General features: G+C 56.6%; 16 protein-coding genes and 1 tRNA gene. 10 read left to right on the top strand and 7 right to left on the bottom strand.

Annotated elements, in window-relative coordinates; all coding sequences use genetic code 11:
* Positions 1–47: 47 nt before the first annotated feature.
* Positions 48–2609, bottom strand: coding sequence for an O-antigen ligase family protein (locus tag H6F75_RS21450; RefSeq protein WP_190754485.1), 2562 nt, complete (start codon positions 2607–2609; stop codon positions 48–50).
* Between the two features lie 153 nt (positions 2610–2762).
* Here H6F75_RS21450 and H6F75_RS21445 point away from each other — a divergent pair, with 153 nt between their 5' ends.
* On the top strand, positions 2763–3572 hold the full coding sequence (locus H6F75_RS21445) for a hypothetical protein (protein WP_242020260.1): 810 nt from the start codon (positions 2763–2765) through the stop codon (positions 3570–3572).
* A 7-nt stretch (positions 3573–3579) separates the two neighbouring features.
* Here the strand turns inward: H6F75_RS21445 and H6F75_RS21440 are convergent, their stop codons facing one another.
* Both H6F75_RS21440 and pruA read right to left on the bottom strand, forming a co-directional pair.
* Positions 3580–4104 carry a peptidylprolyl isomerase gene (locus tag H6F75_RS21440; RefSeq protein ID WP_190754484.1) on the bottom strand — a complete coding sequence of 175 codons (525 nt, stop codon included), beginning with the start codon at positions 4102–4104 and terminating at the stop codon, positions 3580–3582.
* A gap of 412 nt (positions 4105–4516) precedes the next feature.
* Positions 4517–7513 carry an L-glutamate gamma-semialdehyde dehydrogenase gene (gene pruA, locus H6F75_RS21435; RefSeq protein ID WP_190754483.1) on the bottom strand — a complete coding sequence of 999 codons (2997 nt, stop codon included), beginning with the start codon at positions 7511–7513 and terminating at the stop codon, positions 4517–4519.
* Positions 7514–7687: 174 nt separating this feature from the next.
* On the opposite strand from pruA, the gene H6F75_RS21430 reads away from it, so the two are divergent.
* The 5 genes from H6F75_RS21430 (at position 7688) to H6F75_RS21410 (ending at position 11557) form a co-directional block, all read left to right on the top strand.
* Positions 7688–8263: a Uma2 family endonuclease gene (locus H6F75_RS21430; protein ID WP_190754482.1), complete on the top strand. Its 576-nt coding sequence runs from the start codon at positions 7688–7690 to the stop codon at positions 8261–8263.
* 69 nt (positions 8264–8332) lie between these two features.
* The gene (locus tag H6F75_RS21425; protein ID WP_190754481.1) at positions 8333–8863 is read left to right on the top strand and encodes a tetratricopeptide repeat protein; all 531 of its coding nucleotides are present in this window, start codon (positions 8333–8335) and stop codon (positions 8861–8863) included.
* A gap of 106 nt (positions 8864–8969) precedes the next feature.
* Positions 8970–9920 (top strand): putative selenate ABC transporter substrate-binding protein, encoded by a 951-nt coding sequence (locus H6F75_RS21420; protein ID WP_190754480.1) that lies wholly within the window; start codon positions 8970–8972, stop codon positions 9918–9920.
* Between the two features lie 11 nt (positions 9921–9931).
* Positions 9932–10675, top strand: coding sequence for a phosphonate ABC transporter ATP-binding protein (locus tag H6F75_RS21415; RefSeq protein WP_190754479.1), 744 nt, complete (start codon positions 9932–9934; stop codon positions 10673–10675).
* A 144-nt stretch (positions 10676–10819) separates the two neighbouring features.
* Positions 10820–11557 carry an endonuclease/exonuclease/phosphatase family protein gene (locus tag H6F75_RS21410; RefSeq protein WP_190754478.1) on the top strand — a complete coding sequence of 246 codons (738 nt, stop codon included), beginning with the start codon at positions 10820–10822 and terminating at the stop codon, positions 11555–11557.
* 3 nt (positions 11558–11560) lie between these two features.
* Here H6F75_RS21410 and surE read toward each other — a convergent pair whose 3' ends face one another.
* Positions 11561–12244: a 5'/3'-nucleotidase SurE gene (gene surE, locus H6F75_RS21405; RefSeq protein ID WP_190754477.1), complete on the bottom strand. Its 684-nt coding sequence runs from the start codon at positions 12242–12244 to the stop codon at positions 11561–11563.
* A 258-nt stretch (positions 12245–12502) separates the two neighbouring features.
* Between surE and H6F75_RS21400 the strand changes: the two genes are divergently transcribed.
* On the top strand, positions 12503–13345 hold the full coding sequence (locus H6F75_RS21400; RefSeq protein WP_190754476.1) for a hypothetical protein: 843 nt from the start codon (positions 12503–12505) through the stop codon (positions 13343–13345).
* 351 nt (positions 13346–13696) lie between these two features.
* Here the strand turns inward: H6F75_RS21400 and hemB are convergent, their stop codons facing one another.
* On the bottom strand, positions 13697–14677 hold the full coding sequence (hemB, locus tag H6F75_RS21395) for a porphobilinogen synthase (RefSeq protein WP_190754475.1): 981 nt from the start codon (positions 14675–14677) through the stop codon (positions 13697–13699).
* Between the two features lie 369 nt (positions 14678–15046).
* On the opposite strand from hemB, the gene H6F75_RS21390 reads away from it, so the two are divergent.
* The 3 genes from H6F75_RS21390 (at position 15047) to H6F75_RS21380 (ending at position 17543) form a co-directional block, all read left to right on the top strand.
* A tRNA-Lys gene (locus H6F75_RS21390) sits at positions 15047–15118 on the top strand.
* A gap of 246 nt (positions 15119–15364) precedes the next feature.
* Positions 15365–16444: a class II fructose-bisphosphate aldolase gene (gene fba, locus H6F75_RS21385; RefSeq protein WP_190754474.1), complete on the top strand. Its 1080-nt coding sequence runs from the start codon at positions 15365–15367 to the stop codon at positions 16442–16444.
* Positions 16445–16664: 220 nt separating this feature from the next.
* Positions 16665–17543, top strand: a complete 879-nt coding sequence (locus tag H6F75_RS21380; RefSeq protein ID WP_190754473.1) for an inositol monophosphatase family protein — start codon at positions 16665–16667, stop codon at positions 17541–17543.
* Positions 17544–17637: 94 nt separating this feature from the next.
* On the opposite strand, the gene H6F75_RS21375 is transcribed toward H6F75_RS21380, so the two are convergent.
* Both H6F75_RS21375 and hpsN read right to left on the bottom strand, forming a co-directional pair.
* The gene (locus H6F75_RS21375) at positions 17638–21591 is read right to left on the bottom strand and encodes a hypothetical protein (protein WP_190754472.1); all 3954 of its coding nucleotides are present in this window, start codon (positions 21589–21591) and stop codon (positions 17638–17640) included.
* 88 nt (positions 21592–21679) lie between these two features.
* Entirely contained in the window at positions 21680–22645 is a 966-nt protein-coding gene (gene hpsN / locus H6F75_RS21370; RefSeq protein ID WP_190754471.1) for a hormogonium polysaccharide biosynthesis glycosyltransferase HpsN, read from the bottom strand.
* Positions 22646–22702 lie beyond the last annotated feature (57 nt).

Genomic DNA, 22702 nt, shown 5'->3' with positions numbered 1-22702 from the left:
TGTATTTGCGCCTAGGTCTAACTTACCCACGTGCTCTGACCGAGCGATCACACCCGATCAAAAAAGTTTTTGGGCAGTGAAGGCAGGGGTGTAATTTCAAAGCGATTATTGGGGGCACTAGGTAAGTTAAGCTGCTCGGTTTGAATTGCCTCTATGGCTTGGTCTAGCGCCACAAACTCCCTGGGCAACTCGTCAAACAACTTAAGCAGGCTGGGGATAACCCACTGATCCATGCCTTCTATGGGGGCAATAAAGTTAATGCCTTGAGCATATCGATTGCGGTAGGTGAGCCCTAACAGGCTACGGCCGGTTAGCTCGGCCGGTTCTATCATAGAAGTCAACCACGATCGCGCATCCCGAAATTGCCCCAGCGATTCGGCCAGTAGGGCCTCCTTGGGTGCAGGGAAAGCGGTTTGAGCAAAATAGGTTTGGGCAAAGGTGGCCGGCGCAAGCCATGCCCGCAGCAGTAACAGGGCCTGATCTTGGGGAGTGGCTTGTAGAGCTTGATTAACGATAGCTAGAGCCGCTTCTAGGCTTTGGTCTGTGGCCAAAAGCGCCTGAGTGATTGGTCGTAGGCTATCACGATTGGCGGTGAGAGGTTGTCTCTGCCACCAGCGGATCAGCGCTGTTTGGTCGTAGAAGGTGGAATAGCCCGGAACCTCTGGTGATAGATCCTTAAGCACAGACTCGTGGTAGGTCAACGCCTGATCTAAAACCTGTTGCTTAATTGGGGTTAGTGGCGCTTGCTCCCAAAGGGGAAAAGTCAAAAATTCGGGCTGGGCTAAGCCCTGAAGACTAAATGCGGTTATGGCGGCTTCAGTTTGTCCCTGGGCTAAGTAAGTTTGCCCTAGCACATAGCGGCTCAAGGCACTTTTCCTGGGGAGTAGCTGCACGGCGCGACAGCTATAGTCCGCTGCTGCTACTGGATTTTGGGGTAACAGCAGAACCGCCATGTTGTAATTAAACCAGGCATCGTTGGGGGCGATCGCAACAGCGCTATATGAATCAGCCAGGACGTCTCGGCGCACGGCATCCTGCTCAGCAGGGGGCACTAGAGGCAGCAGTTGATAAATGTTTTGCCCGGCCAGGGCGGAATAGGTTGGATCCCAAGGCACGAAGGCGGCGGCGGTCGAAAGCTGTTGTAGAGAACCGGCTATGTCGCCTTGTTCTGCCCGACTAAGGGCTCGATGGGTAAAAAAGAAACCCAGATCAGCCTTAAGCCACAGGTAGCCCGTAATCACCAGCCAGGCTACCAAACCCAAACTGAGGTAGCGTCGGGCCGCACTACCGAGAAGGGTAGGAGGAGGTAGTGCAGTTTGGTTGGCCAGGCACAGCAGCAGTAAGAGAAAAGCCATCAGCACCATAGAGAGGCCAATGTTTTCAAGCTGGTAGTCAGTTAGGCTAGATACTCCGTAGGCTAGGAGGCTTCCACCTACGCCATACAGCAGCCATTGATTATCCCGAGCTTTCACAATTCGGTACAGGCGGAACCAGAGTGCAGCGATAAGCACTAGCCAAGCTAGGTACAGCCCAAGGCCCACTAGCCCCATTTCTCCTAAAAGCTGAAACGGTGTGCTGTGGAGCTGCTGGGCGTGATCTTGACCCAGGCCCGTTTCTACGGGGCGATATAGATTTGAGACACGGCTCATCACCCCTGGTCCCACGCCCAATAGGGGACGATGGCTGAGAATGTTGAGGGCAGTTTTGAACAGGAAGTAGCGATCGAGTACCGGGCCATCTTGCACCACAAAGCCCGAGGGTTGGTTAAGATTTAGGCCGCTAAATAAGCTGCGAAACCGTGAGTTGCTGGCTAGAACACCGATCGCTACAGCTAGCCCCAGCCCGCCTAGTAGCCATCGCTGGGTTCTACCCTTAGCAGTGGGGTTAACCACAACGGCAATGACAGTCACGAGCAACCACACCAAAACCCCTAACAGCGCCCCTCGCGACCCGCTGACATAAAGGGCAATCGCAGCCAAGGCCGATGCCACCACCATCAACCACCGCAGCCACCCCTTCAAGGCCACAGCACAGGCTGCAACAAACGGCAGCGCCAGGGCAAAGTAGCCACCCACAAAATTGTGATGGCCAAAGGGCATAGCATTGCGCAGAGCAGCCGAGAAACTGTCGTCTAACGCTGCCTCTGACGCAGGTCGCCAAAGGAGGAGGGAAATTAAGGCGGTGCCAAGCATAGCTGTGGCGATCGCCGCGGCGATCTGAGTGGCTTTAAGCTGGGCCTGGTTTACCCAATTGATGCCGCAGTACAAAGCGAAAAAGTAGTACGTCGCTAAAACCACATTCCACAGGGCCACCATTTTGAAGTCGCTGGTCAGGCTGCAAACTATTAAACCAATACCTGTGCCAACTACGGCCCAATCGAGCCCGTAGCCAAGGGGACGAAACGGCACGTGAAACTGGCGCAGCAGCCAGACCAGCCAGCTGCCAAAGGCCAAAAACCCCAGCTGCCAAACCAAAGCCCAGGGCCAGCTCACCATACGTAGATAGCTGTGGGGTAGCCAGGTCATCACGACAACCGACAACAGGCCTACCCCTCCCAGCCACCAGCCTTTAAAGGCAGCATTGAGTTGTTGAGAAGAGGTTTGGGCCATGGGAGATGCCAATAGGTTACGGACTGCCGAAGAATGAGAAGGCTGAATTGAAGCGCCTCAAATGCGATCGCAGCCATGGTGGGTAGACTTATTCTAGAACCACCCCAAAAACTGAAACCCGCTCTATAGGTTTCTTACCCTTGCGCCCCCACTATGCTGTTCTCTTCAAGCAAACACCGCCCGTCCCTGCCCTGGGCCAAACACCTAACAATTTGGGGACTGCCCGTTGTCCTGCTACTGGCTTTGGTGCCCTTACAGCAGAAGCGTCTGGCTAACCTACAAGACCGCAGCGCTACCAACCAACGGCTTGACCAGCAAGACCAATCGACGGCTGCGACCCTGGCGCTGGCTCAGAAAATGCCCACCTTTGGGTTTGACAATCTGGTGGCCGACTGGTTCTTTCTACGGTTTTTGCAGTACTTTGGCGACGACGAGGCCAGAGCTAAAACGGGTTACGACCTCAGCCCAGAATTCTTTCGGGTTGTCATCCCCAAAGACCCGTACTACCGAATGTTTTATCTATTCTTGTCGGGCAGCACTAGCAACTTCGCTGCCCAGCCTGAGAAAAGCGTTGCTATTACCGCCCAGGGACTAGAGCGGTTAACCCCCACTCTGCCATCCGATGGGTTTTATATTTGGCGCTATCGTGGTGTAGATGAGCTGCTCTATCTAGGTGACGGGAAGGCAGCCCAACAATCCTTTCAAACTGCCGCCGATTGGGGACGGCAGTCGCCCGCAGAAGAGGCCCCAATCATTGCAGAAAATTCTCAGCGTACGGCGGATTTCTTAGCCAATAACCCCCTCAGCAAGCAGGCCCAGGTCAATGCCTGGGCCAGTGTATTGGCTAACGCCTTTGACAATGCGACTCGCCAAAAAGCCATCGATCGCATTGAAGCTCTCGGTGGCAGCGTCTTGGTTAGCGAGACCGGCGAGATGAGACTCCTGTTTCCGCCTGATGATTAGCGGCTATCTACAACTGGCCACAGTCGGCAATCACTACTGGCTCAGAGGTTTGGCCGCTGCGGCTGCCCACCTGCTCCATGGCGCTGACCACATCCATGCCCTCGACCACGCTGCCAAAGACGACGTGCTTGCCGTCAAGCCAGGGGGTAGCCACTGTGGTTAAAAAGAACTGCGACCCGTTGGTGTTGGGGCCAGCGTTGGCCATGCTCAACAAGCCGGGGGTAGTGTGCTTGAGGGTAAAGTTTTCGTCGGCAAACTTCATGCCATAGATCGACTCGCCACCAGTGCCGTTACCGCGAGTAAAGTCGCCTCCCTGGCACATGAACTCGGGGATAATGCGGTGAAAGCTAGAGCCTTTGAAGTGCAGGGGCTTCCCGGAGGTACCCATGCCTTGTTCGCCGGTGCACAGGGCGCGGAAGTTCTCGGCGGTTTTAGGGGTGACGTCGGCCCGTAGCTCCATAACGATGCGGCCTGCGGGAGTGCCCCCGATGGTGATATCAAAAAATACTCTGGGATTAGTTGCTTCTGTCATAGCTAGTTCTTAAGGTGTAAGACGCAGGGTTGACCTTGCCATTAACCCACAGTTTGGGCCAGGTGAATACCTGCTTACAATGGCAGGGCAGGTGCTGTTTCACTATATCTATGAAACGCTTTGCTATGTCAGTGGCAAGGCATGCTGTGCCCCTAGCGGGCAACATACATCCACGGTCTGCCACCTAAACCTCATGTCGCTGGCCTGCAATGCTGCACCCGGAGCTGGAGATAAGGTGCGATTCACCGTGATGGATTGCGATCGCAACGCACAGTCATATTCTCAGCCCATCACAGAAGGCAATCCCTAGTCTCTAGTAGGCGATTCACTGGTGACACCGGTGAAGAAAGTCCTTTTTATAACTCGCTCTTCAAGTTCTTAAAGACCCCGAAGAGCGAGTCTGTCACAGGAGTTAATCAACACCTTCAATCGGGGCAAAACCTTGGCGCTGAACGTTTTCGCTGACGTGGCGGGGCTCCAGGAACTGCAGCAGGTAGTCTGGGCCACCCGCCTTAGAGCCTACCCCCGACATCTTGAAACCGCCGAAGGGTTGGCGGGAGACGATCGCCCCCGTAATCCCCCGGTTGATGTAGAGGTTGCCGACGGCAAACTCGTTCTGCACCCGCTCAATGTGGGAGGGGGTGCGGGAATAGAGACCGCCCGTTAGCCCGTAGTCGGTATCGTTGGCGATGCGTAGGGCATCGTCGAAGTCTTGGGCTTTGATGACGGCGAGCACCGGACCAAAGATTTCTTCCTGGGCGATCGCCGCATCGGGTTTCACATCGGTAAACACCGTGGGGCCAACGAAATAGCCATCGGCAGGCGTAGGCATTTCTAGGGCCAGGGTGGCTTCGGCCTTGCCTTTCTCGATGTACTCCTTGATCTTGGCCTGGGCATTGGCGTCGATCACAGGGCCGACTTTGGTGCTGGGTTTCACCGCTTCGCCCACGTTGAGGGAGCGAGTGGCTTCGACTAGGCGATGGATAAAGGTGTCGTACACCGAGGCCACCACGATCGCGCGGGAGCAGGCCGAGCATTTCTGGCCGCTGTAGCCAAAGGCGGAGTAGACCACGCCCTGCACCGCCTGATCAAGGTCAGCGCTTTCGTCGATGATGATGGCATTTTTGCCGCCCATCTCAGCAATCACGCGTTTGAGGTGACGCTGGCCGGGTCGCCACTGGGCCGCGTCGGCATAGATGCGGCAGCCTACCTCGCGAGAGCCGGTAAAGGCGATCAGATGCACATCGGGGTGGTTAACCAGGTGGGCACCCACGGTGGAGCCTCGGGCTGGGAGGTACTGAAAGACACCGGGGGGCATGCCCGCTTCGATCAAAATTTCGGCGATCTTGGCGGCAATCACGGCGGAATTTTCAGCGGGTTTGAGAATGGTGCAGTTGCCTGTGACCAGGGCCGCGACGGTCATGCCCGTGGCGATCGCCAGAGGAAAGTTCCACGGCGAAATCACCACCGCAATGCCGCGCGGGAAGTAGCGATAGCGGTTGGTTTCACCGGGATAGTCGTAGGCATACCCAGCGTCAAGCCGCTCCATTTCGTTGGCGTAGTAGCGGCAAAAGTCGATCGCTTCAGAAACTTCAGGGTCAGCTTGGCCCAGGGGTTTGCCGACTTCGTAGACCATCCAAGCGTTTAGCTCGTGGCGACGCTCCTCCATCAGCTCAGCGGCGCGGCGCAGGATAGCACCCCGCTCTTTGGCCGAAGTGGCAGCCCAGGCGGGGAAAGCGGCTTTGGCAGCGGCGATCGCCGCATCCGCCTGCGCTTGACTGGCCAATCCCAGCTTGCCGACCAGTTCTGCTGGCTTCGAGGGGTTCACCGAATCCGCCGTAGCCTCTGTGTCAACCGCTTCACCATTGATGATTGGGTTGTAGCGCCGACCAAGCTGGGCGTGGACGGTCTTAAGGGCTTCCGCCGCCTGGGAGCGCTTAGTGGTTACAGCAAAGTCGATATCGGCGGCATTGGGGAAAGGAACATGATGGTCAGACTCTGCTCCCTCTAGATCTTCCACAGCAAACTCTGGCGCCGCCAGCAGAGTCTCTACGGGCACGTCCTCCTGGTTTTGTCGCAGGAAAGAGCTGTTGGCGGTGTTCTCCAGCAGGCGGCGAATCAGGTACGACATTCCCGGAATTAACTCGCCGAAGGGAGAGTAAACTCGCACTCGGTAGCCCTTGTCGGCCAGGGTCTTGGCCAGTTTATCGGCCATGCCGTAGAGCACCTGTAGCTCGATGTTGCGGCGAGGGATGTTGAGTGCTTCGGCGATCGCCATGGCGTGGGCTTGCGATCGCACGTTGTGGCTACCGATGGCGGCATATAGATATTGATGGTTCTCCAGCAGCAGCCGGGTCATGCGCTCAAAATTGGCGTCGGTAGACACTTTTTGGCTGTAGACCGGGCTGCGCCAGCCGTTTTGCCGCGCGGTGATGGTCTCTTGGTCCCAATAGGCCCCCTTCACCAAGCGCACGGTGACGGGGGTGCCGCGATTTTTCGCCCAAATTACTAGGTCTTTGAGGTCGTTGTAGCTGTCGCGCAGGTAGGCCTGGAGAGTGACGCCTAGGTCATCACGCTGGCGAAACTCAGCTTCCATCAAAATGTCTTTGAGAATGGCCAGGGTGAGCGCCTTATAACGGTACTGTTCCATATCAAAGTGGACGGCGACGCCCAGTTCCTGAGCTCGGCGCAGCAGGGTGCGAATGTGCTCGCTGACTTTGGCGCGGCTGCCCTCTGCATCAAGCGGGTCAAACTGGGAGTAGAAGGCGGTGAGCTTAACGGAAACCTGGACTTTAGACAGTTCTTTGCCGTCTGCAACATCGATCGCATCGACGGTCTTCCAGTTTTTCGCGGCTGTGGAAAGCTGCTCCATCAAATCCAAGTAGCGCTGCAGGTAGGCCTGGGCTTCTTCCTCAGTGATCACCGCTTCACCGAGCAGGTCCATGGTGAAAGTAAGCTTGTCCTTGCGCATGCGCTCGATCGCCCTGATCGCCTTCTCGATGGTTTCGCCCGAAATGTAGCGATAGGCGAGGGTTTCCACTGCTGGGGCGACGGTGGTGGCGGCGAGTTGACCGGGCACCGAATCGGGATTGGTAAAGTTCAGCAATCCCTTCAGCGCGTTGGGCAATTCCACCTCTTCCGCCGATAGGTACTCTTGCAGGTGACGGGCGATCTCGGGCTTGCTGCGCAGAGCCGGCAGCGCGTCGATGAAGCGAAACAGCTGCACCTTCAGCCCGGGGTTGCCCATGGCGAAGTCCATAATTTTGTCGTCCCAACGCATTTGGTCGCGCATTTGGGCGAAGAGGTTTTTCTTCTCGCGGGTGGCGCCGAGCAGGGCGGTGGCGATCGCGAGGGTCTTGGCCTCGTACTGTAGTGAGTCGGTCTGAGGCTTAATTGCTGGGGCTACCACGGTGTTTGTCTCCTTATTCCCTTACTCCATCTTGAGCGAAAAAAGTCGGGTTAAGGGACCGTGTCAAGATTCTATGGGAGACGGAGATGCTCGGTTCGCAAACAGGTCGTTGAGGGAATTCGCTTAGCCAAACTTCTATGATAAAAACAGCCAATTCTCTTCCTGGGTTCTGTGATGACGGCTTACACCATCAAGCTCCAGCCTGCCCTGACCATGACCGATGAGCAGTTCTACCAACTGTGCATCACCAACCCCGACCTCAAGTTTGAGCGCAATGCCCAGGGAGATCTGCTGATCATGTCGCCAACGGGTGGAGAAACCGGCAACCGCAATATCGAAATTGCTGGAGAGTTTGTGAACTGGAATCGGCAACATCGGTTGGGGGTTCTATTTGACTCATCCACTGGGTTTAAACTGCCTCGGGGTGGCGAGCGATCGCCCGATGTTGCCTGGGTCGAGCAATCTCGTTGGGACGCCCTCACCCCTGAGCAACGACAGAAATTTCCGCCCATCGCCCCCGACTTTGTGCTAGAGCTGATGTCGCCCAGCGATCGCCTCTCAGTCGTGCAAACCAAAATGCAGGAATACATGGCTAGTGGCGTACGGCTGGGCTGGCTGATTAACCCCAGCAGTCGCCAAGTCGAAGTGTACCGGCAGGAACAAGTCCCCGAATTGCTCAATAACCCCGCCTATCTTTTGGGCGAAACTATCCTGCCAGGCTTTGTGCTGAATATGAACTTAATCTGGTAGCCAACTGTCCATTCCGGCAGAATGAAGGTTCAGCAGTAGTTATCCGGCTGTAGATAGTTTTCTTAACCCATGACCGAAGACCCACGCGATCGCGCCAAAACCCAGTACGCCTATGGCCAAGCTGCCTTTGAGCGGGGCAGCTACCGCGAGGCCGTAGAGTTTTTTGAGGAGGCCGTTAAGCTAGCCAAGGCCACCACACCCCTAGGGGGCGAAATTCAAACCTGGTTGGTCAATGCCTACAGTGCAGTGGGTCGACAGAACGAGGCGATCGCCCTGTGTCAAGCCCTGGCCCGCCACCCCGATCTAGAGACCCGCAAGCAGGGTAAGAATCTGCTCTACATTCTGCAAGCGCCCCAGCTTCAGCGGCCGACGAACTGGATGACCGAAATTCCGGCTCTAGACAATCTGTCTCAGGATGGCTCTCAGAGTTCGGGCGGTTCGGGTTATTCAACAGCGGCAAAGGCGGCACCGCGATCGCGGCCCAAGAGCGAGCCCGCTCCCCTTGACCCCAGCCAGATCAATACCAAAGACAACGGTTTTTTGTGGGCAGCGCTAGTGGGGGTAGCTCTGGTGCTGGGCGGGCTACTTTGGCTGAGCTAGCGCCCGGCAGCTTTTCACGGCTTGAACATTCCCCAGGTAGAGCATTGCTTTGGGGGGGATCCGACCCGTATGATTTAGTGCTGCTGTTTAGAGCACTACTCAAACCATGGTGAGCATTCGTCGTTCGTTGATCGCAGGGGCATCGAGCCTGGTATTGTTGCTGCCTTTGGGGGCCTGTGCGCCCTCTGAGTCAGAGCAAGAGGCCACAGGGGAGGGCAGCACAGCGACGGAGCAGAGCACCATTCCCCTAACTGCTGGGGCCATTCCGGACCAAGATCCTGAAGTGCTTCAGCGGCTCTACACCAAGCTAGCCGACTACCTAGAGGCCGAACTGGGCGTGCCGGTGGAATATAAGCCTGTGACCGACTACGCTGCCGCCGTTACGGCCTTTAAGGTGGGGGATTTAGATTTAGTCTGGTTCGGCGGGCTGACGGGGGTGCAGGCCAGGTTGCAGGTGCCGGGGGCCGAGGCGATCGCCCAGCGCGACATTGATGAACAGTTCCACAGCGTCTTTATCGCCAACACCGCCACTGGCCTCAAGGAATTCTCGGATATTCAAGACCTGACCCAAATTAAGGGCCGTACCTTCACCTTTGGCAGCGAGTCTTCCACCTCTGGACGACTGATGCCCCAACACTTTATGGAAGAGGCGGGCCTCGACACTGCCCAAGATTTCAAAGGAGAAGTGGGTTTTTCGGGCAACCATGACACCACCATCAAGCTGGTGGAGGCGGGCACCTACGAGGTGGGAGCCCTCAACGAGCAGGTGTGGCTCGATCGCGTCGCGGAAGGGGCGGTGGATACCACCAAAGTTGCCGTCATCTGGCGCACTCCGTCCTACTACGACTATCACTGGGTGATCAGCCCTGAAGTTGACGAGCGCTACGGCGACGGTTTCGCCAACAAGGTGCAGGCTGCCCTGATGGCCCTCGATCCTGCGGTGCCTGAACACAAGGAAATTCTCGATCTGTTTGGGGCCGAGCGCTTTATTGCCACTGACAACGACAACTACGCCGAGATCGAAGCAGTGGGCCGCAAGATCGGCAAAATCCAGTAGTGCCGGCGGGGATGGCGGGGCCAATTTTTCAGCTGGAGGGGGTGAGTTGCCGGTTTGGGGCGGTAGCCGCCCTGACCGATTGCAGTCTGGGGATCGCCCCCGGCGAGCGAGTGGCGCTAATTGGCCCCAGTGGCGCCGGCAAAAGCACGCTGCTAAGCCTGCTCAACGGCAGCCAAGCACCCACCGCCGGACGAGTGATGATTCTCGGGCACGAGGTCGATCGCCTCAGCTCTAGAAAGCGACGGCGGATTCAGCGGCTGGTGGGCACGGTCTATCAACAGCACCATCTGGTGGGCAACTTAGCCGTGGTTCATAATGTTAATGCCGGTCACCTAGGGCGCTGGGCGCTGCCGAGGGCGTTGTGGTCGCTGGTGTGGCCCCAGCAGGTACAAACAGCAGCTCAGGCGCTGGCTCAGGTGGGCATTGCCGACAAGCTCTACGCCCGCACCGATCGCCTCTCGGGCGGCCAGCAGCAGCGGGTAGCCCTAGCCCGGGTGCTGGTGCAAGACCCCGCCGCTATTCTGGCGGATGAACCGATCTCAAGCGTAGATCCCGAGCGATCGCGGGCGATGATGGATCTATTGCGCCAGCTCAGCGAAACCACCGGCAAAACCCTGGTGATCAGCCTGCACGAGGTGGAATTTGCGGTGAAGTACTGCGATCGCATCGTTGGTCTACGCCAGGGCCAAATTCTCTTTGATGCTCCAGCTACAGAAGTCAGCGAAGCTATGATGACTGACCTCTACCACCTTTAAACCAGCATGAACCTCCGCCTAAAGCTTTATCAAAGGCAGCAGCCAAGAATTTTTGTATTAAAGAATATAGGCAAAAGGCAGACTTCCAGGATTAAGTAGTGGTTGCTACAGAGTCTCTCTGTTACGCCTGTTTACTGATCCTGAATGAAAATCGCCACCTGGAACCTTGAGCGCGCACGCCCTGAGTCAAAACAGGCTGAGCGCCAGCGCCAATGGCTCAGCCGCATCGACGCTGATATTTGGATTTTGACCGAAACTCACCTGGGCATTACCCCAAGGGCAGATTACTACTCTGTAGCCAGCGGCTTGCCCGATCGCCCCGGAGCCGATGGCGAGCGCTGGGTGCAAATTTGGGTCAAGGCCGGGGTGCTAACCCCGCTAGAAACCTCTGACGAGGCCCGCACCGCCGCCGCCCTGTTAACGCTACCCGATGGCCAGCAATGGGTGCTGTACGGCACAGTGCTGCCGTGGTTAGAAAGTGGTTGGCGATCGCACCCCGCCTCCCAAGGCCAAGCCTTTGCTGCCGCTTTAGCCACCCAGCAGGCCGACTGGCAAAAGCTGCGGGCAATCTACCCAGAGGCAGTTCTAATCATCGCTGGCGACTTCAACCAAGATCTGAACACTCTGCATTACTATGGGTCGCGCCAAAACAAGCAGGCCCTGCGGCAAGCGTTGGCCGATGCGGGGCTAGACTGCCTCACTGCCGGAGAAAATGACCCGGTGCATCAGCTAATTTGTGGGCAGCACTCCAACATCGACCACATCTGTCTATCCCAACCTTTACCAGGGCAGTTCCAACGTTCCTTTGCCTGGCCGCCCCGCCTTGAGGACTTACGGGGTCTATCCGATCATTTTGGCGTCGGCATAGACATTTGTGTTTGAGCGCTACCACAGGCAAATTTTAGTCACGGCAATGTTGCCGCCAAAACAGACAGCCACGTCTGAGTCAGGATCGTGGCGGCGATCGCCATACTTGCCCACGTAATAAAACTGGCCCTGGTCAACCTTAAACTCAGTGGGCAGGGGCTGGGTACAGAGGGTGCAAAAGACAATTTCAGGCTCGGCATCGCCTGGCTGTAAGTGAGGCAAATTTACGTTCCAAAAGCACCCCGGTGGCAGCGTCTTGGCCATCAGCACATCGATCACCTGGGTTGCCAAGCGAGCTGCCAGCCCCCAATCCACCGGGCGGCGATTCTCGATGTAGTGGGAAATTGCCACCCCCGGCACCCGCAGCAGCGCCGCTTCTCGCACCGCAGCCACCGTGCCCGACAGGTGAATATCGGCCCCCATATTGCCCCCAGCGTTAATGCCTGAGAGCACCCAGGTGGCCTCTGGGCACAGGTGGCTCAGCGCCACGCGGGTGCAGTCGGCGGGGGTGCCGCCAATGGCAAAGGCGCGATCGCTGCGCTGGTCGATGGCGATCGGGCCGCCCCGGTTCATCTGGTGGCTACAGCCCGACAGATGCTGGTCAGGGGCCACAACCCAGGTGGGGTAGTTGGCCAGGGCATTGCGCAACGCCTGAATGCCCGGCGCGTCGATGCCGTCGTCGTTGGTGAGCACAAAGGTCATTTCCGGACGTCTAAAATTTCTCTGCTTGCAGCATAAACTGTAAGCTCCCTAGGCGAACCAGCGATCAGCTCATACTTTCATTGAATGGTTGAAATCCTAGACCCCATACAGTATATTTGTACTGCATGGGGTTAATCCTTAGTGATTTTTCCCTTTTTGATTACTCCTTCATTGATTCGTTGTGTGATAGCTGCATAGGTCTAAAACAAAGCTAAGAATTTATAAACCTGTTGGTATCACTTAGTTACAGAAAATCTCATGGCAGCACAGCAATCCGCCCCAGCATCAAGCTTAGTTTCGATACAATCGCCCACTCAAATTCTAAATGGTATGGACTGGACATCGATACCTTCTGGTTTTTTAGGCTCCTCATTAACTGCCGTTGTGGCATTGGCGGTAGCTTTTATTCAATGGCGAAGCAACAATCAGCTTCGCCTAGAGAACAAAAGACTCCAAAAAGAAAGTCAGCAGCATTCCATAGATCTAAAACATTTAGAAGCTAAGTTGGCAGAAAAACATGAAGTAAGACGTGCGAAAAGGGAAAGAGTTGAAGTCATAACAACTGAATGGCTTAAAATCATTCGTGACAAGGCAAAAAGCTGCGACAGGGTTCTTTATGAGAAGTTTGAAAGAATTCTTCACGGCCCTCATATCCCCCGTTTTTATGTGGATATATTTTACATAGAAGATTATTGTGACTTAGAATCAATTTTACTGCCTAATGTACGGAACGACCTACGAGAAGCAGCAAATGCTGCTTCTCAAAAAATACGTCTTTTGAAAAAGAATGTAGAAGATCTTACTTATACAGACAAGGCTTCAGATGATTTATTTTTTCCTGCCACTCATCGAGAAATATATAACGGAAGAATTTTAGAAGTTCTAGGACTATATGCAAATGAACCTAAAGAAGTTTGGCCTAAGAGCATGTTGAAAGAAGTGGAGAGGATTAACGCAGAATTTGACAAAAAGTTTTCCATTCCTATTGCAGACTGTGAGCAGAAAATTAGAAGAATAACCTATGATACAGATCAATATTTCATTAATGAGCTGTGGAGAGAGATTCATAGATTAAGAAAAGAATGGGATTTAGATATATGACAATTGTCTTTAGGATGACGCATGCCTTGAGAGAGTTAGTAGCCTCTTGAATCCTATGCTTAAGCAACGAGGTTAAACTTCAGATTAGCTTTAAGCCGTGCTTGGAATCTTCCCCTTATACAGATCCTCAGAAATCGAGACCCCAGGGTTTTTGAAGAAACCCTGGGGTCTTTCCCGAGCAATACCTCAACAAAAGGCGTTGCTAAATCGAGGAATGAACCGGCAAAACTTTAGGCTTGCTTGGCCCCCTAAATCCCCCAATCCTGGGGGACTTTGAGGCTCTATCTCCCCCCAATCCTAGGGGGAGGGGGCCAAATCATACTTGCGTTAAGCAACGCCCAACAAAATTGACTACCCAATCCAACGAGCCACGTCTTTGGCGTGGTAGGTCAAAATCAGGTCGGCCCCGGAGCGTTTGAAGCTGGTCATGGTTTCCATCACCACTTTTTGCTCGTCGATCCAGCCGTTGAGGGCGGCGGCTTTCACCATGGCGTATTCGCCCGACACGTTGTAGGCCGCCACCGGCAGGTTAGTAGCCTGCTTCACCCGCCAGATGATATCCATGTAGGCCAGAGCGGGTTTCACCATGAGCATGTCGGCCCCTTCGGCAATGTCGAGCTCAATCTCTTTGAGGGCTTCGGTGCCGTTAGCGGGGTCCATCTGGTAGGTGCGGCGATCGCCAAACTGAGGCGCACTCTCCGCCGCATCGCGAAACGGCCCGTAGTAGGCCGAAGCATATTTCGCTGCGTAGGAAAGAATCGGTATGTCTTCAAAGCCGCTCTCATCAAGCCCGGCGCGAATCGCCTGCACAAAGCCGTCCATCATTCCCGAGGGCGCAATAATGTCGGCTCCGGCGTTGGCCTGGGCTACGGCGGTTTTCTTCAGCAGTTCTAGGGTGGGGTCATTGAGCACGCGGCCGCTGAGGTCACCCACTTCTAAATAGCCGCAGTGACCGTGGGAGGTGTACTCGCATAGGCAGGTGTCAACAATCACCATCAAGTCGGGCACCGCCTCTTTGACAGCGGTGGTGGCCTTTTGCACAATGCCGCAGTCGTGCCAGGCCTCGGTGGCGTCGGTGTCTTTTTCGTTGGGAATGCCAAACAGAATGATGGCGGGAATGCCTAGGTCGTAGACTTCCTTGGCTTCTTCTACGATTTTGTCGATGGAAAGCTGGTAGACCCCTGGCATTGAGGAGACTTCCTTCGCCACCTGGTCGCCCGGCACCGCGAACAGCGGATAGATTAAATCAGCCTGGGTGACTAGGGTCTCTTGCACCATGCGGCGAAGTTGCGGGTGCTGGCGCAGACGGCGAGGGCGATGGGTCGGGAACATAGCCTGTAGTGTGATGAGGACTGCTCTAAAAATGAAGCTTCATTAAACTAAAGCTTTATTTAGGGCCTAAAACAAGCGCTTAGTAACGTTCCGTAACTAAGTTTAGGCTGGGCCAGAGTTTACCCAGCAAGTGGCGGAGGGGTAGGGGATGGATGGAGTCCGATGGATGGGTGCTGGTCCAAGCCGGATAGGATTTATGTAGGGAAAGCAAGGGCGATCGCCCCGCATCCACTCTGTTCTGGCAAACAACCAAGCCACCCAGTCAAGGCCGCAAAGTTTTTTTGGAGATATGTTGCAAAATCCCCATGGCGGTATGCTATGTTTATAAGCCGTGTCTGGTTCATAACCAAACACCACTTCCCCTCACGGGGGTCGCTAGCTCAGCGGTAGAGCACTCGGCTTTTAACCGATTGGTCCTGGGTTCGAATCCCAGGCGACCCATTTTTATAGTTGAACTTTGTCTACCTTCCAGTAGCAAAGTTCACGGTTCCTGTCCCCCAGTGTTTTATGATGGGTCAAACAGCAGGGCAAACACACCCCAGCTGGGTGGGGAGTTCTTTTAAGCTTGACTTTAGCTTGTCCAAACATTTCGTTATATATCCATCGATCTGTCCTAAGATTGATGAGTAAGGCTACCTACTAAAACGTCTGAAGGCCTAACGGCGAGAACACACTAGGAGGATTTTTATGGCGCTTGTCTCACTGAGGCTACTGCTGGATCATGCTGCTGAGAACGGCTACGGCATTCCGGCCTACAACGTAAACAACCTGGAGCAAATTCTGGCGATCATGAAGGCGGCGGATGACACCGACAGCCCCGTGATTTTGCAGGCCTCTCGCGGTGCTCGCTCCTACGCTGGCGAAAACTTCCTGCGTCACCTGGTGCTCGCCGCCGTCGAAACCTATCCCCACATTCCCGTGGTGATGCACCAAGACCACGGCAACTCCCCCGCCACCTGCTACTCGGCTCTGCGCAACGGCTTCACCAGCGTCATGATGGACGGCTCTTTGGAAGCTGATGCCAAAACCCCCGCTAGCTTTGACTACAACGCTGCCGTTACCGGCGAAGTCGTGAAAGTTGCTCACTCCATCGGCTGTAGCGTGGAAGGCGAACTGGGCTGCCTCGGCTCCCTCGAAACCGGCGCCGGCGAAGCAGAGGACGGTCACGGCTTTGAGGGTACCCTCAGCCACGATCAGCTGCTGACCGACCCCGACGAAGCCGTGCAGTTTGTAGAAGCCACCCAGGTGGATGCGCTGGCCGTTGCCATCGGCACCAGCCACGGTGCCTACAAGTTCACCCGCAAGCCCACCGGCGAGATCCTGGCTATTAGCCGCATCGAAGAAATTCACCGCCGCCTGCCCAACACTCACCTGGTTATGCACGGGTCTTCCTCTGTGCCCCAGAAGTGGCTCGATATGATCAACGAGTACGGCGGGAATATTCCTGAGACCTACGGCGTGCCCATCGAAGAAATTCAGAAGGGCATCAAGAGCGGCGTGCGCAAGGTGAATATCGACACCGACAACCGTCTGGCCATCACCGCCGCCATCCGCGAAGCAGCCTTTAAGGATCCCGCCAACTTTGACCCTCGCCACTTCATGAAGCCCTCGATGAAGTACATGACCGAGGTCTGTGCTGAGCGCTATGACGCCTTTGGCACTGCCGGTCAGGCTAGCAAGATCAAGCAAGAGCCCGTGGAAGTTTACGCCGTTAAGTACGCCAAGGGCGAGCTTGACGCTAAGGTTTCCACCACCGCTGCGGTCTAGTTGCAAGCCATAGGTCAGCTTCGCTAAGCAGCTGACATTACCTGAACCAACACAGGGCTTCTTCGTTTGAGGGGCCCTGTTTTTTTAGATTATTTTGCTGTTCTAGCGCTGATATAGCCGGTAAAGTCTGGGTTAGACCAGCCCAAAGTACCAAGACTCAAACCTGTCGGGCGTTTTTTATTTTTTGCTCTTCCATTTTCATTCTTTCGCTGCATCTCCTATGACCCCCATCACTCCCCGGCAAATTCTGGCGGCGCTGCTGCCCTACCTCAAGACTGCTGGGGCCTATGCCCAGAAGGTTCAGGCCCAGATTGCAGCTCAGCCCGACAAAGACGGTAAGGGCGACAACTTTTTTGCCTCGGCCCTCAGCGATGCAGATCTGTCAATTCAAACCATGATGGAAGTGGTGCTGCTGGGGTTGTTTCCCTCGGTGCGCTTCTACGGCGAAGAGCATGAACAGACCTACAACACCAAGTACTTTCGCGCCATTGATCTAGGGCCGCAGGGCGACTATTTAATCACCCTTGACCCCATCGACGGCACCCAGTTTTATCTGGATGGCCACTCGAACTACCAGATTATTCTGGGGATTCTCAATGCGGATGACTACGAGGCGGCGATCGCCATCACCCCTAGCCAAGACCTCTATTACTACACCCTGCGGGGAGAGGGCACATTTATGGGGAGCCTGGCTCAGTCTCTCGATGACTGCACCCAGCTCAAGGTTCAAAGCCCTACTCCAGCCATCTGTTTAGGGTGGCAAATGGGCGATCTGGTGCCCTACTTGAGCGATCGCTACCGGGTCTACCACACCAAAACCGACTACTCCAAAGAGACCCAAATTCCTAACTTTAACGGTCTGCTCAGCGGCGACTTGGCCGGGGCGGTGCTGGCCAAAGGGCAGTTTATTGACGGAGCCGTGCTGGCCTTCATGGCCCAGGAAATGGGCTACATTGTTACTACGTTTACCGGCAATCCACCGCCGCCGCTGCACACCTGTAGCAACTACCTAAGGCCGGGCATGGTGATCGGCAGCTCTAAAGCCGTGCACAGCGATCTGTTAGCCGCTGTTACCGCCGCCAGAGTAGTTGGATCCTGAAAATTCAGCATCCTAGAGCAGCTAGTTTTGAGTTCTTAGTTTTGAATTGCTCGGTCAACTTAAAATTCAAAATTAATAACTCAGAACTTTTCTCCTACTGCCAGGCATCTAAGTCTTGGCCCCAGTTCTGGGTGAGTTGAAGCCACTGACCGCGGCGACGCTCCACATCGGCGGCAATCCAGATCAGGGCAACGCCGACTAAAATGCCAACCACCCACTTGATAAAGGGAAAGGCTGCGTTGAGCACCACTAGCTGGTTGAGGGCGTTGAGGGCAAAGACAACGGTGCCCACGTAGAGCAGGGCACGAATGCGCAGCAGGAGCCCGGCGGCGATTGCCCCCAAGGCCATCGCTCCCACCGGCAGCCCCGCCCAGCGTTCGGTTAGCAGCGCTGTAAGCAAAATCAGTGCCAGGGCAATCAGCCGCAGCCAGTGGCGTTGTTCTTTTCCCTCAGAGCGCTTCAAAGCTGGATCGACCTGGGCGATGTAGAGCAGAGCCAGCCCCAAGGGCAGTACCCAAGCGAGGCTGTCGTCGATAGAGCGGTTCTCAAGCCAGACCCAGACCGCCCAGGCAGCACAGAGAACTGAGAGGTAAGACAGGCGAATTTTGCCGCTGTGCCAGGCCAGCCAGCCGTAGAACCCAACCAGCATCCACAGGGTCGGGATATGGTCAAACCCGCCCGTGAGCAGGGCAATCAGCAGCGGCAACACTACGGCCATCACCCGCCAGGGTCGCTGGGGCCAGCTCCAGGTGACCCAGGGTAGCCAATACACGGGCACGGCCACGGCACAGGCCACTACGCCCCACCAGTTATCGAGGAATCCTAGCGTTGGGAACAGCGATCGCCCCAGGGCAAACCAGCCCACTAGCTCGACTAGGCCAGCGTAAACCCAGGCTTGCTTGACTGATTCCGCAGTCCCCAACCGTCCTTGGCTGAGGGCATAGAGCAACAGGGCAGTGGCGATCGCTAACCCCAGCCACCCCAGAGTGGCCTCGGCAAACCCAAAGCCAATGCCACCTCCCAGCATTAGTAAACTACCAATGAACCAGTGCAGGTGGGCCGCCCAGACTAGCTCCAGCTGGGGCAAACCCAGGGTGCGATCGAGCTGCCCTGCCGCCAAGCGGTACAGGATCATGATCAACGCAGCAACTCCCGCCAGCACCAGCAGAGCATCGGCCGCCTCGCCGCCAGAGCCCTGCAACATCTGGTAGATCACCAGCTCGTACCACCCCACCGACAGCAGCCCCAAGGCCAGCCAGCGAGCCAGGGCGGTTTGGGAACACCGCCCCACTTCCAGCACCAGCAGGGCCGCGACGACGACGAGCCAGCCTGTCCAAGCCGTAGCTGTGTAGGCCCGTAGAGCTAAGGCCAATCCGGCATAGAGCAGCGTCAGGGTTTGCAGGGGGGGACCCAGATCCGGGCGAGAACGTCCCACAATCGCGGATAGAACCAGAGCGATCGCCCCGAGTCCCAAAGTTGGCACCGCCAGAGAAACCACTGCGGAATAGCGCTCGATTACGATCCCGGCTACTAGCAGTTCTATCCCCCAACCCCCCAGGTAAATAGCCAAAGGACGCACAGTTCCCCAAAAGCGGAGGACCAGAGTCATCAAGAATGCAGCCAGGACAGCAACGATCAAGGGGCGAGGTTCACGCCAGTCAAGGTAGTAGAAAGAGACTGCAAAAGTAGACAGGGTCAGTAAGCCAAGGGCCAGGATGTGGCCCCAGCGATCGCAAGCTACCCGATACAACTCAGGCAGCGAAGGCGTCTCAGCATCCTGGGCTGATGGCAGCACTCTCCAAGCAACCCACAGTGCTGCCATCAGCCCCACCGTCACCAGACCCCAGTCAGCTAAATGGCGGGGGAAACCCGTAACCCAGTCCGCCAAGCTGCTATAGACCCAGCCCAAGGCGAAGCCCACCGCCAAAAACGCCACCCCTGGCCGCCGATAGACGGTGCTATTCACCCCCGTTAAAGCTGTCGCCGAACTCAGGCCCACCAGCCTTGTCCACGGTAGGCCTAGAGTAAAGGGCAGCGCAATACCTGTGGTCAGCACGCTGGCACGGTGGCGACCGATCAGCAGCAGTACCAGCGGTATCACTAGACCCACCCAGCTCGAGCTGACCCGCCAGCCGCTATCGACCAGATCTGCCCACAGCAGCGCGTAGCTCAGAGCAGACAAGCCGACCCCATAAAGCCAGGCCGTACTGCCCCAGAGGGCACGCAGAGCCTTGCTCAGCACCAGCGCCACCGTTGCCAGGGCCACCATGACCACGACCCAGCGGCTCAGGGGCAGACTTGGCCAGCGATCGCTAATGGCTGCCACAATACTCCCCAAGGCCAAGCCATAGGTGACAACAATGCGCCACGGGGCAGGGGAAGAGCGCCGCAGCGTGACCACCAGCGCCGTGATCGTGGAGGCGATCAAATTCACCACCAGCACCGGGCCGCTGGCCAGGCTGATCAGCGTCAATACAAGGTTGCTACCCAGGGCAATGCTGTCACTAAAGCGGCCCAGCTTCAGCTTGTCTCGCCGCCGATACCAGTCGGCCAGGGCCACCATTCCCACCACGTAGGGAAATAGCGAAATTCCCAGCAGTGGCCAGGTGCCAGCCGCAAATTCATCTAGCCTAGCCAGGGAGGCAAGCACGGGCTGCCGTAGCGACAGGGGCAGCATCTCCCAGCCGACAAAGCCGAGCTGTATGGCGATCGCATAGGCAATCAGCAGATCCCGCCGCTTACCCAGCTTGCCCAACGCCTGAACACGCAGGGCAAGGCCAAGCAGACCGATCCCAAATGCCTGGATAAGCCAGTCTGCGATCGCTAACAGCCAGCCCCACCACAGCAGTCCTCGCCCAGCAGCAATTCCCCAGCGAGAGGTGCCATCGGCAGCAGATTCAGCCCCCGGGGATGCCTCCAGACTGGCTTCACGCTGGGGCTGGGGCACCAGTCGTCGCTGTCCCAGCCATACCCAGGTCGCGCCATACAGCCCAAAGGCTAGGCCCAGCTGCCCCAGTTGTTCAGCGTCTAGGGCCCCCAGGCCCCTTGCCAGCAGTAGCCCCAAGGCCGCCGTGATGGCTACCGTAGACCAGCGCAGCCCAGGAGATCTGCCCTGCCGCTGACCATAGACCGTGGCCGCAGCAGTTCCTAAAACTCCGGCATAGACGGCCAGCAACGGCACCCCACCCCACTCACTGCTTAGACCCCAGCCAGTGTGCAGGTAGGCCAATCCCAAAGCATTGGCCTGCTCTAGGGGAGTGCTTTGCTGCTGACGCAGCACCTGCAGAGCCGTTAGGGTCAACAGAATGGCGGCGATCGCCCCCACCAGCACTCCGCCCCCACGCCACACCCCCAGCCCATCCAGTGCCCAAAAATTCAGCGGCACCAGCAGTAGGGTAATCATTTGCAGGGTTTTAGCCGTTAGCTGCAAATTTGGGCGGCGATGACACCACAGCCCCGCCGCCCAAAATACCAGGGTATAGGCCAACAGCACCAGGTACTGCCCCACCGCGTTAAACCTGGCCCACTGGGTCGCCGCCAGCACCGCCGACGACAGCACGACTAAAAATACTCCTAACCCCAGCAGCCATACCACACTCAGTTCGCTCATTAAGCGGCCAAGCCAGAGGTTTGTCGGGGCGGGTGGCTGAGCGGTGCCCTGAGGTTGTCTCGCGGTAGATGGACGAATGTTTCGGAAACGGGGCGATCGCTGACGTTTGGGGCGAACAGCCGGTTCAGCGGGGACAAAATCCGTAATTGGCGCGTCTCCAGCGGGGACGGCATCGGTCGTAGGCATTTGTCCTGCCGCTAGAGCACCTTCAGGCTCCAGAAAAGGATTGACCGCATCGGCCAAATCCAATTCTGAAACGGCTCCGGTTGCTGTCGCTGGCAGCCAGTCACAACTGAGATTGGTTCGCCCCAGGTCGCGCACCTGCTGGTCAGTGATTAGGCCCAGCCGCAGCCAGGTGTCGAGCCCTTCCAGCAGCCCTGGCTGGTCGGGCGACAGGTCTAGCTGTAATCGAATAATGGGGTCTCGATCGTCAGCCATACTCTGCCTTGAGGGACGGTTCTAGAATTATGGGCGTTGCCACAGCCGGTAGATTCTCAAGCCTGAGATTCTTAACCTCAGGTCGGGTTTACTCCATATCGGCATGAAGTCGCCCACGTTTGCCCAGGGTAGTGGCCAGTGTATAAACCGTATAGAACCAGCCCAGCCCAAAAAACACCCCTCGACTCAGAATCTTCAGCGGATGGCCGCTTTTATTGCAGGGGGGGTGCCCCAGCACATGACAGTCGAACAGGCGGCCGTAGAGCCGCAGGTTTTGCCCCAGGGTAAGATTTTTCAGCGCCAGCAGAAAATGGTTGTGGTAAAAGTTCATCTGGTAGCTGAGCGATCGCGTCGTAATGTCGTGGCAGCCGCCCGTCTCTTCGCCCAAGTGCACCAGATGCGCCGCTGGGTTGTACCAAATGATGTAGCCGGTGGAGCGAATGTGGAGGCAAAAGTCAGACTCTTCCCGCACGGCACTGCCGTAGAAGCGCTCATCAAAGCGCAGTCCGTGCTTGTCGAACAGTTCTCGTCGAAACGACATATTGCACCCCCGCGCCGTTAGCACCCGCTGGGGCTGCGTGGTGTGCACCAGGTCGATGTGATACCAAGCGATTCCTGGATCCATCGCCTGGGGAGGCAGGTAGTCAATCTCCAGATCCGTCTGCTCCGCCAGCTTCATGCGGTCAAACACGCGCCCTGCCACTGCCCCAACCTCCGGCCGCTCCAGAAAGGTGCGGGCGTGGGCGTAGAGATAGCCAGGGGGCAGCACCACATCGTCGTCGATGAAGAGGACAAGATCAGAACGCGATCGCTCTATGCCCAAATTCCGAGCTGCCGGCAAGCTTGCCCAGGGCACTGAGTACCAGGTGATTTCCCCCGCATCCTGCCAAGCCTGAAGCTGCTGCCGAGTCTCCGGCTGGTGGGTTTGGGTCTGATCTACCACCACGACCTCGTAGGCCGGATACTCTTGGGCCAGCAGGCTGCGCAGCGTGTCGCACAGCACCGTCTCCCGCTGGTAGGTCGGAATGATGACAGCAATGGTGGGCCAATCCATAGCAACCGGGAATGTAGGGCTCAGACCAGTATTCCCACTGAGCTACCCCTACCCACC

It is taken from the genome of Nodosilinea sp. FACHB-131 (genome assembly GCF_014695395.1).
Lineage (GTDB): Bacteria > Cyanobacteriota > Cyanobacteriia > Phormidesmidales > Phormidesmidaceae > Nodosilinea.
Note: the sequence above shows the minus strand (reverse complement) of the source record. Positions and strands in the feature narration are given on the sequence as shown.

Coding starts and splice junctions, on each gene's coding strand:
- H6F75_RS21380 (WP_190754473.1), top strand. CDS start 16,665: ATGACCCCCATCACTCCCCGGCAAATTCTGGCGGCGCTGCTGCCCTAC.
- surE (WP_190754477.1), bottom strand. CDS start 12,244: ATGACCTTTGTGCTCACCAACGACGACGGCATCGACGCGCCGGGCATT.
- H6F75_RS21420 (WP_190754480.1), top strand. CDS start 8,970: ATGGTGAGCATTCGTCGTTCGTTGATCGCAGGGGCATCGAGCCTGGTA.
- H6F75_RS21425 (WP_190754481.1), top strand. CDS start 8,333: ATGACCGAAGACCCACGCGATCGCGCCAAAACCCAGTACGCCTATGGC.
- H6F75_RS21410 (WP_190754478.1), top strand. CDS start 10,820: ATGAAAATCGCCACCTGGAACCTTGAGCGCGCACGCCCTGAGTCAAAA.
- hpsN (WP_190754471.1), bottom strand. CDS start 22,645: ATGGATTGGCCCACCATTGCTGTCATCATTCCGACCTACCAGCGGGAG.
- H6F75_RS21430 (WP_190754482.1), top strand. CDS start 7,688: ATGACGGCTTACACCATCAAGCTCCAGCCTGCCCTGACCATGACCGAT.
- H6F75_RS21375 (WP_190754472.1), bottom strand. CDS start 21,591: ATGGCTGACGATCGAGACCCCATTATTCGATTACAGCTAGACCTGTCG.
- hemB (WP_190754475.1), bottom strand. CDS start 14,677: ATGTTCCCGACCCATCGCCCTCGCCGTCTGCGCCAGCACCCGCAACTT.
- fba (WP_190754474.1), top strand. CDS start 15,365: ATGGCGCTTGTCTCACTGAGGCTACTGCTGGATCATGCTGCTGAGAAC.
- H6F75_RS21440 (WP_190754484.1), bottom strand. CDS start 4,104: ATGACAGAAGCAACTAATCCCAGAGTATTTTTTGATATCACCATCGGG.
- H6F75_RS21445 (WP_242020260.1), top strand. CDS start 2,763: ATGCTGTTCTCTTCAAGCAAACACCGCCCGTCCCTGCCCTGGGCCAAA.
- H6F75_RS21415 (WP_190754479.1), top strand. CDS start 9,932: ATGGCGGGGCCAATTTTTCAGCTGGAGGGGGTGAGTTGCCGGTTTGGG.
- H6F75_RS21400 (WP_190754476.1), top strand. CDS start 12,503: ATGGCAGCACAGCAATCCGCCCCAGCATCAAGCTTAGTTTCGATACAA.
- H6F75_RS21450 (WP_190754485.1), bottom strand. CDS start 2,609: ATGGCCCAAACCTCTTCTCAACAACTCAATGCTGCCTTTAAAGGCTGG.